The following is a 10,367-nucleotide window of genomic DNA, read 5'->3' as shown; positions in this document are numbered from 1 at the left end:
TAAACGCCCAAAAGATATCACCACGCCGGACAGGCAAACGTGGTGAGTTTGGGAACCTGAGCAATCAGGATATTAAGAACGAAATTTCTTAAGAATCTCAGCGTCTTTAGACCTGAGAGTGTCAAAACCAATAAACTATCTGCCCTAATGCCAGAGCCCTCCAACATTGGGATGCACCTAGGTTAGAGTGCGGTAGCGAAATGGATATCCCTTAATCCAGACCTATAGGGTATACAGGTAGATATACAATTTTTACAGATGGATCGTCAGAACTTTTTTCTTGCTTTTTTCGTCGCGCAGCACCACTGTATTGTATGGTGATGTATCCGTCCCCAGCGGAATTGGCAGCTTAAAGGTGTGGCTGTTATGCTTAAGCTGACCTAAATCAATGCTTTTGGTTATATTGCCATCTGTTGCCAGATAAGCGGTAAGTTCGCCTTGATAATCTTCAATCAAAAAGTCTCTGAAGAAAACGACTTCCCCACCCTCGACATCGATAGCAAGTATGACAGTACCGCTAAACGTTGCGCCTTTTTGTTCTTCATCAACCGTCGCCATTTTAATTTCCGAGGGGTCTTGACCGGACATATCTGCCATAAATTTTTTCTCCTGAGCCGAGTGCGATTAACTAACAAGAATCCTACCTAATGCTAGCGGGGATCGCAAAACTCTTAGGACGTATTTCTACATCGGTCTTGCTTCTGTCTCAGGTTAGAGAAGCCTCCGATCCCCTATTAGATCGCTAATTCTATCATACCAATTTCATAAATATTTGCTACAGATGCCGTTCAAAGCCCCCCCTTAGTAAGGGGGGGTTGGGGGGGTAGTTATGTCGCGCTAGTTTATGAAATTGGTATCAGTTATATTGTTTCTGGTTGTATCGGAATGATTTAACCGCAGAGAACACAGAGGACACAGAGGGAGAAAATAGAGGTCTTAATAATTCAGATGCTACCGGACTTGATATCAAACCCTTGGCTTCAACTGCCAACTTTTACGCAGAATTGACCAAGACAGGATATTCGAGATTCATACCGCAGTCAATCACGTCTTTGGTTGATGTGGTTTCAATTGATTCGCCAGTACCTGCTTTAATACCTGCAACAGAATGCGAGGTTGAAATAGTGTGGTAGTAGATTTCAACATATGCAAAACTTGCAAAAAACTGAGTGTAGTTTGAGGATCGCGCACAGTTAAATGAATGACTTGGTTCATGTACCATCCCATCAACTTTTCCGGGACACTATGAGCTTTGGTCATACCTTGAATGGTAGGGTATTTAGCATCTTGAGTCGTAGCGGTAATCCAAGGTTCAGCATTAATTTTTGCCAGTTGTTTCTGAAATGTTTTTGCTAATCCAGTGAGGCTAGGTGAGGGCTGTCGGGCAATTTTTGCCAAGCACGCTTCTAAGGCCTTGACTCCCAATGCTGCTACAGTCATGCCTTGAGCATAAATGGGTGTGAACGAACAAACAGCATCTCCTAAAACCACAAACCTTTCCGGCTGTCGCTTCAGAGTTTCGTAGTGGCATAACCGATTGCCGGGAGAATTGTAAATTTCAATCGGTGTAGAAGGTTTTGCGTGCTTAATAGCGTTGTAAATGATCGGGCTGGGTAAGTGCTCGATCGCCTCCAAAAGGGCAGCTTCATCTTTTGAGGGGCGGTGGGGTAAAGTGCCACAGAACCCCAGAATCCAACAGTTATTTTCAATGGGGAACAGGACAGCCATCGAAGTGCGTTCGGGTGGAGAGGCTTGCAGATACACGGCTTTCCAATCAGATTGAAATCCTGCGGGAATCTCATATATACGACCGGTATATCCCATGCCCGCTGTAATCACTGTTTCCTTTGGCATCTCATAGCCCAATGCTTTCAACCATTTGGGGGCTTGCGAACTATAGCCACTGGCATCCACCACCAAATCAGCGAGCAAGGTTTGCTCTTGAGTCTCTCCGTTTTGCTGACTTTGGCGGAATCTCACTCCAGCAATGCTAGTTCCATCAGGAGTGGAAATCAGTTGAGTTACATAAGCTTCCTCCAGGAAATGAAGGTGACTTACTCGTGCTAATCTACGGTAAATTAACCAATCCAAAATGTGGCGGGTAAAAGAAAGCAATGTAAATCCAGAGGGGAAACGAGTATTCCAGCCAAAAGGGTTGAGCCATTTCACATCGCTTCCCATATCCACCGCTACGGCTCCTTGAGCGATTAATTCTGCTTCTATGCCTGGAAACAAATCTTCGATGATTTGACGACCTCGGCTCAGCAACATATGAAGTTGAGTGCCTTGAGGAATGCCCCTGCGAGGTTGTGGTTGAAGAGGGAAGCGGTCTCGTTCAATGATTGTCACCTGTTCAAAATAATCAGTCAAAACTCTAGCTGTCAAGAGTCCGGCTATGCTTCCGCCAATGACTACCGCATGATGACCCAAAGCTGAATTTGCCATGATTTCTATTTTTTCAAGTTGAGACTGACGAGGGTTTTTGATTTAAATATATTAGACATCTGGCATAAATTCCACCCCAAATACTTGTGCAAACTCCGCCACCACGATCGCCCGAACCCGATCGACCTCAATTCCAGGAATAAACTGCTCCAAACTCCCCACAGGCTTATCGGGAATCCCGCAAGGTACAATTTGCCCAAAACCAGCCAAATCCGGGCAAACATTTAAAGCAAAACCGTGCATAGTAATCCAGCGACTAACCTTAATCCCGATCGCAGCTACTTTGTACCCATCAACCCAAACCCCAGTCATCCCCGGCACCCGCTCACCCGAAAGCCCCAAAACAGCCAGCACCCTCAGCAGCACCTCCTCCAACTGTCGCAAATACCAGTGCAAATCCTGCTGGTGACGGCGCAAATTCAAAATCGGATAGCCCACCAACTGACCTGGACAATGGTAAGTCACCTCACCGCCTCGCTCGACTCGGTGCAATTCCGGCGCAGTTTCGCCGTCAAATTTCAGAAATTCCAGTTTCGCCCCCTGTCCCAAGGTGTACACAGGCGGATGTTCCAGCAAAATCAGCACATCGGGCAAATCTGGATTATCGCGGCGCTCTTGCACCAGTTGTTGCTGAGCTTCCCAAGCTTGGGAGTAGGGTACTTGTCCCCAGTCAAGGAGCAAGCAGGATGGAGAATGTAGATCTTGAGGAAAAGAAGGGAAAATCATGAAAAAAATCAAGAGTGTTTTTACTGAAAATATACCTAGTTAAAATTAAGAATTGTCAACAGATTAAAAAGATTTTCAAGATGAGTGTTTTGTAGAATACAAAGTGCTATTGTATAAACTATACCCACGTTAGAGAAGGGAGGGAGCTCTATGAAGCTTGTTATCCAGGGTAAAAATATAGAAATCACCGATGCGATTCGCGAGTACGTCAATCAAAAAGTGGAAAAGGCGGTTAGCCATTTTCAAAGTTTGACTACAGAAGTGGACATACATCTATCGGTGGCTCGTAACCCCAGGATTAATCCTAAGCAGACTGCTGAGGTGACAATTTATGCTAATGGCAGCGTAATTCGGGCTGAAGAAAGTACGGAAAGCCTCTATGCCAGTATAGATTTAGTTGCCGACAAAATAGCTCGCCAACTGAGGAAATTTAAGGAAAAACGTCAGGACAACAAAACCACTACCAATGCTAAAACCGTAGCTGTGGTCGATGAACTTCCTGTGGTTGTGGATTTGATAGGCGATCGCACTCCCGAACTTCCAGCCGAGGTGGTACGGACTAAGTATTTTGCCATGCCTCCGATGACTGTGCAAGAAGCTTTAGAACAATTGCAGATTATCGACCACGATTTTTATATGTTCCGCAATGCCGAAACTAACGAAATCAACGTGCTCTACGAACGCAAAAGTCACGGTGGCTATGGAGTAATTCAACCTCGGAATGCCAACGGTCATACTAATGGTAAAAATGGCAAAACTGCCCACAACGCTGCACCTGAAAAATCAGTTGCCGCGAAAGGTTAGATAATTGCTAATAGCAAAGAGAGGACTCAACTCCTCTCTTTGTCTTACTCTACCTCTTCTCTTCCTCTGTGTTCTCTGCGCTCTCTGCGGTTAAATCATTCCGATCCAATCATATCTAACTTTTAATACCTTCCAAAGTTTTGAGAGACTCTGCAACGTGGGCTTTAAAATCCAACATCGAGTCAAAAATATGCTTGACAACACCTTGTTTATCAATCACATAAGTTACTCGACCGGGCATAATCCACAGTGTAGCAGGAACGCCATATAATTGCCTAACTTTATTACCAGTATCGCTCAATAATGTAAAAGGTAACTGATATTTAGTGGCGAATTTCTGGTGAGACTGCTGGGAATCATCGCTAATCCCAATTACTTCTGCACCGGCGTCTTGAAAAACTTGATAACTATCACGAAAAGCGCAAGCTTCTGCGGTACATCCGGGTGTGTCGTCTTTGGGATAGAAGTAAACGATAACATTTTTTTGACCCCGAAAATCTTTGAGGCTGACCGATGAGCCAGTTTGCGAGGTTAAGGTGAAATCCGGCGCGATATCTCCTACTTTGACTGTCATATTTTTTGGTTAAAAAACTAAATCCAACAGGTATGTTTTGCGAACATCTCTCTATTCTATGCCTCTGCATCCTCTTTGTAAAAGATATAATTAGCCAAAAATACTAGCTTCTATGAAAATATCGGTAGGGATGACTTGAAAGCAAAAATTTTTGGATGGAAATCAACAATTTATCATTGCTGTACTCCTGCAATGCCTTCTTGAATTCGAGTCAAAACTACCTTAGCCAAATCCTGATTCTCTCTGCCCAATAGAGTCTTAATTTTATCTTCAGAAGCCTGATGCCATGCTTCTTTTGTTGGGTAAAGGTCAGCTAAATCTTGCCAGAATTTCGCTTCGATGTAAGGAAAACGAGAAACGTCTTTGAGGAATTTAGGAGAAATATATCGCTCGCGGCCTTTCTTCTCCAGAAGGGACTTAATTCTTTGGTCGGCGCGGAGTTGGGTATCTAAATAATCTGCTAGCTCTTGACTTGCCTTGTCTGCATAATTAACATAAATGCGCCCGTGCAGGTCGGCAGGAAGTTCTTGTTGGCTGTTTTTTCGCATTAAGACAATGGGGCGTTCTCGCAGGTCGAAGCGGGCGGCACCGAGTTCAAACATCACGTTGGGATTGGCATCGGTGACTTCGGCGATAAAGGCATGGGCTTGATCCATGTGAGAACGCACGTTGTCGATTACAGTGTCTTTATATTGTCTGTCATTCGCAACGAAAAGTTGGCAACCAAAACGGTTTTCAATCACGTCACGAACGGTTTCGATGAAAGCTTGATAGGCTTCAGCAAGGGGAGTCATTAAAAAGAAAATGAGATGCTTGGGTTCTTCACCTTTTTGGTCGCGTTTGCGGATAGCTTCCCGTTCTTTCTCTAGGGTTTCAGTTTGGCTTTTCAAATCCTCTTGCTGCATGATGTAATCGAGACTGCGGCTCGTCAATTCTTGATACTGCTCATAAAAAATCCGAGCATTTTGTGGGGTCATCAATTCTTGGTTATAAAGGATGGCACTGTTGTAAATACCTCGAATAATATTCAGGACATCAGGGTTCTCAAAATTCTGCTGTGCTAGCAGGCGTATCATTGGATTACTAGCATTAAGCACTAAACGCATCGAGGAGTTGTGAGACATCCGTAACATTTCTTGTGCCATCTCTCGCAAATCTGAAGATGAATTTGGATCGTTGATGATTTCACGAGCTTTCATCTCTCCAGAACTTGCCTCTGTAGATCGAATTAAGGCAGTCAAGTCTTGAGGCTCGAAGTATCGGACATCTGCACGAACTCTACCGGTACCACCCGGCCGAATCACCTGAGACATATACTCAGCTAGCAGTTTCAGTTTAATGTCAGATTGCTCTTGTAATTCTTGGAAGACATTAGGATCGTCTTCGCGATCGACTGCCACCAGCTTAATTTTGCCATCCGCCCGTTTAGCGTAAGCTTTAATTAACTCTTCCTCAAACGGATAGCCAGCATCAACCACTAAAGTTTTTGCCGCATCAGCCATTTGGAAATACTGGTTGGCTGCACTATGGCTGCTGACATACGGCAATGACTGAGGTTTATTCTCTGGGTTGGGCAATAATTTTAGAATCTCTGGCAACGTGCGCCATTCAGGCTTGAAGTCTCCAGCATAGGTAGTGGGAACTCCTTTGTTAGTGCGCCATTCCAGCAAGTCAGCAAATTTATCAAAAAACTCATCGTAATAATGGCAAGCGGCTTTAATACTCCAGTCGTGATAGCGCAGAATCTCTGAAAAACGCTGGGGCTTATCTTTAGCCAGCTTTTCCATGTGGCGAACGATTAAATCTCCCAACTCTACTTGTAGCTTTTTGAGGTTTTCATCTCGAATAAAGTTATCGCGAGCAGCGGTTAGGGTCAGTAAACCATCTTGGACACAAATTACGCCATTTACAAACTGCGCCCATTCGGGAACTAATTCGGCTTCTTTTTCGCAAATAAACATCCGGTTCACAAGCAAGCGCATAGCGCGAGGAATGGAGCGCTGAATGGTGCGAGTACGGGTGATGTAGAGAACTCCAGAAACCTTGATTTCAGGTAACTGAACTGGAATGACCTCTAGCACACTATCTCGCATGGTTCTTTCGAGATAAACTCGAGTGTCTAGTTCAAAGTCATCTTGACTAATGCCAGCTCGTTCCCAGGGCATTCGCATGATGTTGACTGGTTCGCTGCTACCGTTGAGGTGAATGGGAACCCGCAGGAAATCGGCGTAGCGGCGAATCACTTTTTCCACTTCTTCTTTGTGGATTACACCTTTTTCTTCTTCCCCTTTGAGGAAGACGGTGACGGTGGTTCCGGGTTGCTCTATTTCACAGGGATCGATCGTGTAATCCTTATTACCAGAATTTTGCCAAATCCAGCCTTTGGCTTCTCTCAGGTGGCGAGTTTTGACTTCCACGCGACTGGCAACCACAAAGGCAGACAGAAAACCAATGCCAAATAGCCCGATCAAGCCCTCGGTTTGCTGTTCTTGACGGGCGACGCGGGTTGCGCCCTTGCCCACGGTTGAGAGGTATTCAATCAAGTCTTCTTGGCTCATGCCAATGCCCGTGTCGCGGACGATGAATTTCAAATCGTCAGGGCGGGCTTCGATGCTGATTTTGCCACTGTAGGTGTCGCCATCAATGGCGCGGCGGCGAACAATTGCATCGTGGGAGTTTTGGATCAGTTCGCGGATGAAGACGTGCTTCTGGCTGTAGAGGTTCTTGGCGAGGAGTTGAATTAACCCGTCAAAGTCAAACTTCATTTCGAGCATGGGGAACCTCCGAGTAGTGATTGGGTAGCGTTGACGATTTCATCCAAACGGGTTTGCCGTTGTTGGACTTCAGCCTGTCGCCAGTGACACTGGAAACAACCGTCTAGATAGACAGCTCGTTTGAGAGCGCGGCGGATGGCACGACGGGCAAGCTGTATCCGTCGCTGGAAATCAGATAATTGAAAATCAGCGGGTAAGTGGGTGGGGAGTTGCTGGGGTTGCTGATACCAATCGTCATCGACGGGGGGAACGCCCAGGCAGTAGCGGACGCAGGCGAGGCGATAGTCGGCTACCAACAAAGCGCGATTATAAATCTCAAACACATCGGGTTTGCCCCGGAAGGGTTGGCGCAGGCGAAACCGGGCGGGATGGCGGGGGTAGGCGGGGTCGCCTAGGTCGGGTTGCAGCAGTAGAGTGCGAACGCGAATCGGGAAGGTTCCACCGGCACCGCGCTGCACCATCTCCTGCTTTTCTTCAGCGGTGGTGGCGTGGGCTTCGGCTTTGGCATAGTCACCGCGATAGAGGGCTAGGTTGGCTTGCAGGGTGTACCAACTGATGCGACTGCTGGGCGACTCGGTTTCGGTTTCGCCCAGTAGGTCGCACCAGCGCTGGGCGGCAGCTAGGTTGCCGAGACGGAGGTTGCACCAGGCTGCCTGGTTTGCCTTCTCATGCTTCACATAACCTAAGTCATCGTAGGTTGTCCAGGCTAGCTCGTACTCGGTCAGGGCCGCTTGCAATTGTCCCTGATGCTCAAGCAAATTTCCCGTGAGTTCATGGACATCGGCGATCGGAAATATGGAATATTCCTGCTGAAGCTGAGTCAGAGTTTCTAAACGCTGTTGCATTCTCTCCAGTTCGGGGAAGAAATAGACAGAAATGTGCGAAGCCCACTTTTTTGCTCGCCATTGATCTAGCGGTTCTAGATCATCCTCTGCGGTACTAAGAATCTCCATCAGCAGACTGTAAGCCTTAATCGGATTACCAGCATCAGCCCAACTGATTGCCGCCCATACCCCCGCCTCTGCCGCCTCTGCTGGCATCAGATATTCCTTGGCAATCCTTCGCGCCTGCTCAAACGTAACCGCCGCATCGTATCTACGGTCTTTTTTGTACAGTTCAGCGGCTTCATCGTAAATATCCTGAAAACGACTCATCCCGCCACCTCCTGTACCCGCTTTAGCAAGACCCCCGCCAAATCTGCCTCTGCCCCCAGCAGACTCGCTACCACCGCGCTACTTGCTCCTTGCCATGCCTCCTGAGTAGGGTAGCGTTCCTGCAATCGCTGCCAGGTTTTCTCGCCCAGGGTCAAGCGGCTCAAGGTTTGCAGCCGACTCATCGAAAGAAAGTGTTCTCGCCCCAGCTCGTTGAGTACCTGCTGCAACGGTTCGATCTTGCTCAAACGTTCCTCCAGTGGGTCTACCAGGTCAGTCACCGCCCCGTCATAACTCACCACTACCCGCCCCTGAAGCGGTGCAGGCAATCGTCCCGGTGTCTGAGTCAACAACACCATCGGCACTTGGCTCAAGGCAAACTGCCCCGCCCCCAACATAAACATCACTTCCGGGTCAGCCCCGCTCACATCTGCCACAAACACTGCGGCCTGTTCTAAGTGGGTACGCAAATTCCCCAGAGTGCTGTCGCCATAGTGCCGATCCTGCACGGTCAACACCTGACAGCCCCACTGCTCTTCAAAAATCGCTTTCAATGCCGCTCGTAACGGAGCCATTTCCCCATTTTCCGGCAGCATGACAAACACAATTGGATGCTTGGAGTCCTTCCGTTGCAACGCCTGCAACCGTCTATCCCATAGTTCCGCTGTAGCTTGGTTGAGATCCAGCAGTTCGGGCCACTTGGCAAACAAGCGATCCAGTCGCGTCGTCAACCCCGAATCCACCATCGTCCCTTCCTTGTAGCGATCCGTTACCACCCCGATGACGCGCCCCGTGCCATAGTGATAAACCGATCCGCCACTTTGTCCCTTGCCTTTGATGGCATCAGATAACTCCACCCGATCGTCGTCTCGCCACCGGGAAATATAACCCTTGTAGGTTCCCACCTCCTGATTGGAAGCAAGGTGACTGGCGGGGTAGCCAATGGTGACTACTCCATCCGACACCCGATCCTGTGTAATTTTTCCCAAGGGTATGCAGTGACTTGGCTGGTGGTTGGTTTTTAGAATCGCCAGATCGTATGCAGGTAAAGACTTTTCCGGCTGCAATTGAGCCACAACTTTGCCATCAAAGGGGGTCGCCAGTTCGATCTTTCCCGCCTCAAAGTCAACACAGTGGTAAGCCGTCAACACATAGCCTTCCGGGGAGATGAAAAAGCCCGTCCCCGTAAAGCTGCCATTGATGTAGATCTTGACAGTGGCATTGCGGATATACTGCTCAATTCGTTTTACGTCTTGTTCGGGCACAGCTTTCCCCACAGCTTAAAAGGGTATTCACATATCCAAATAACTTGATTCAATTCATTAGGGTGTCGTCGGAGTATTCGACCCTGATGCAGGCGGCGTTGGCTTGCGCTTCCAGGTATAAGTACACTTGAACGCGCCTTCTGGCATAATTTTGGCTACGGCCCCGGCATTCGTTCCCGCCTCGCTTTTAATGCCCAGATTGAACTCAACCGAGAACTGGTCTATCTCATACAAGTCATGGGCTGAGGATTCAGGAATGGAAGCGATAAAGAGTTTTGCTAATCCCTTCAGTGGCAACTTAAGCAGTTTTGCCGCCTCTACCTTCAGTTTCCCCCCAGTTTGGCGGAGCGTATCGCCAAATCCGGTTTTTTCTGTACCATCGTCGTCAAGAGTAGATAAACCAACTTCACTTGAGGACTCGACCAGGATTTCGCCACATTCGCCTAAATCTATGGTTACTTCCGCCATTTTTGTCTTATCAATTACACTAACTTTCTCTATATATCTAGGGCATTATACTGGATAGACGGACAAGTTGCAAGTTATTCTCCAGAATACAGAATATATGTTGTACGAATTTCAGTATCAGCTTTTCTGCGAGTGCGGGTGGAGGATATCTGCGATCGGG

Annotated in this window: 9 protein-coding genes; 1 reads left to right on the top strand and 8 read right to left on the bottom strand. The window is 47.5% G+C overall.

Going from position 1 to position 10,367, the window contains the following annotated elements:
• Positions 1-252: 252 nt before the first annotated feature.
• From AAFP14_RS22845 to lipB, 3 genes are all read right to left on the bottom strand, one after another.
• Positions 253-597, bottom strand: coding sequence for a hypothetical protein (locus AAFP14_RS22845; protein WP_341734485.1), 345 nt, complete (start codon positions 595-597; stop codon positions 253-255).
• A gap of 447 nt (positions 598-1,044) precedes the next feature.
• A complete protein-coding gene (locus AAFP14_RS22840; RefSeq protein ID WP_341734484.1) occupies positions 1,045-2,445 on the bottom strand; it encodes an FAD-dependent oxidoreductase in 1,401 nt (466 codons plus the stop codon).
• A 51-nt stretch (positions 2,446-2,496) separates the two neighbouring features.
• Positions 2,497-3,171, bottom strand: coding sequence for a lipoyl(octanoyl) transferase LipB (gene lipB, locus AAFP14_RS22835; RefSeq protein ID WP_341734483.1), 675 nt, complete (start codon positions 3,169-3,171; stop codon positions 2,497-2,499).
• A gap of 150 nt (positions 3,172-3,321) precedes the next feature.
• On the opposite strand from lipB, the gene hpf reads away from it, so the two are divergent.
• Complete coding sequence (gene hpf, locus AAFP14_RS22830; RefSeq protein WP_341734482.1) at positions 3,322-3,975, top strand: ribosome hibernation-promoting factor, HPF/YfiA family; 654 nt, start codon at positions 3,322-3,324, stop codon at positions 3,973-3,975.
• Between the two features lie 115 nt (positions 3,976-4,090).
• Here the strand turns inward: hpf and AAFP14_RS22825 are convergent, their stop codons facing one another.
• The 5 genes from AAFP14_RS22825 to AAFP14_RS22805 form a co-directional block, all read right to left on the bottom strand.
• Positions 4,091-4,549, bottom strand: coding sequence for a peroxiredoxin (locus tag AAFP14_RS22825; protein ID WP_341734481.1), 459 nt, complete (start codon positions 4,547-4,549; stop codon positions 4,091-4,093).
• A 173-nt stretch (positions 4,550-4,722) separates the two neighbouring features.
• Positions 4,723-7,323 (bottom strand): ATP-binding protein, encoded by a 2,601-nt coding sequence (locus AAFP14_RS22820; RefSeq protein ID WP_341734480.1) that lies wholly within the window; start codon positions 7,321-7,323, stop codon positions 4,723-4,725.
• The gene (locus AAFP14_RS22815) at positions 7,311-8,477 is read right to left on the bottom strand and encodes a tetratricopeptide repeat protein (RefSeq protein ID WP_341734479.1); all 1,167 of its coding nucleotides are present in this window, start codon (positions 8,475-8,477) and stop codon (positions 7,311-7,313) included. The genes AAFP14_RS22820 and AAFP14_RS22815 overlap by 13 nt, the downstream gene beginning before the upstream one ends.
• Complete coding sequence (locus AAFP14_RS22810; RefSeq protein ID WP_341734478.1) at positions 8,474-9,739, bottom strand: S1 family peptidase; 1,266 nt, start codon at positions 9,737-9,739, stop codon at positions 8,474-8,476. Before AAFP14_RS22810 ends, AAFP14_RS22815 begins: the two co-directional genes overlap by 4 nt.
• A 57-nt stretch (positions 9,740-9,796) precedes the next feature.
• Complete coding sequence (locus AAFP14_RS22805; protein WP_341734477.1) at positions 9,797-10,207, bottom strand: hypothetical protein; 411 nt, start codon at positions 10,205-10,207, stop codon at positions 9,797-9,799.
• Positions 10,208-10,367: the final 160 nt, after the last annotated feature.

The sequence above is a fragment of the Microcoleus sp. EPA2 genome, from assembly GCA_020882975.1.
In the GTDB taxonomy this organism is placed as follows: Bacteria; Cyanobacteriota; Cyanobacteriia; order Cyanobacteriales; family Microcoleaceae; genus Microcoleus.
The sequence above is the reverse complement of the archived record's forward strand: the minus strand, read 5'-3'. Positions and strand labels throughout refer to the sequence as shown.

What these genes read in the sequence shown, in the direction of transcription:
- AAFP14_RS22840 (WP_341734484.1), bottom strand. Translation starts at nt 2,445, where the DNA reads ATGGCAAATTCAGCTTTGGGTCATCATGCGGTAGTCATTGGCGGAAGC.
- AAFP14_RS22805 (WP_341734477.1), bottom strand. Translation starts at nt 10,207, where the DNA reads ATGGCGGAAGTAACCATAGATTTAGGCGAATGTGGCGAAATCCTGGTC.
- AAFP14_RS22820 (WP_341734480.1), bottom strand. Translation starts at nt 7,323, where the DNA reads ATGCTCGAAATGAAGTTTGACTTTGACGGGTTAATTCAACTCCTCGCC.
- lipB (WP_341734483.1), bottom strand. Translation starts at nt 3,171, where the DNA reads ATGATTTTCCCTTCTTTTCCTCAAGATCTACATTCTCCATCCTGCTTG.
- AAFP14_RS22845 (WP_341734485.1), bottom strand. Translation starts at nt 597, where the DNA reads ATGGCAGATATGTCCGGTCAAGACCCCTCGGAAATTAAAATGGCGACG.
- AAFP14_RS22815 (WP_341734479.1), bottom strand. Translation starts at nt 8,477, where the DNA reads ATGAGTCGTTTTCAGGATATTTACGATGAAGCCGCTGAACTGTACAAA.
- hpf (WP_341734482.1), top strand. Translation starts at nt 3,322, where the DNA reads ATGAAGCTTGTTATCCAGGGTAAAAATATAGAAATCACCGATGCGATT.
- AAFP14_RS22825 (WP_341734481.1), bottom strand. Translation starts at nt 4,549, where the DNA reads ATGACAGTCAAAGTAGGAGATATCGCGCCGGATTTCACCTTAACCTCG.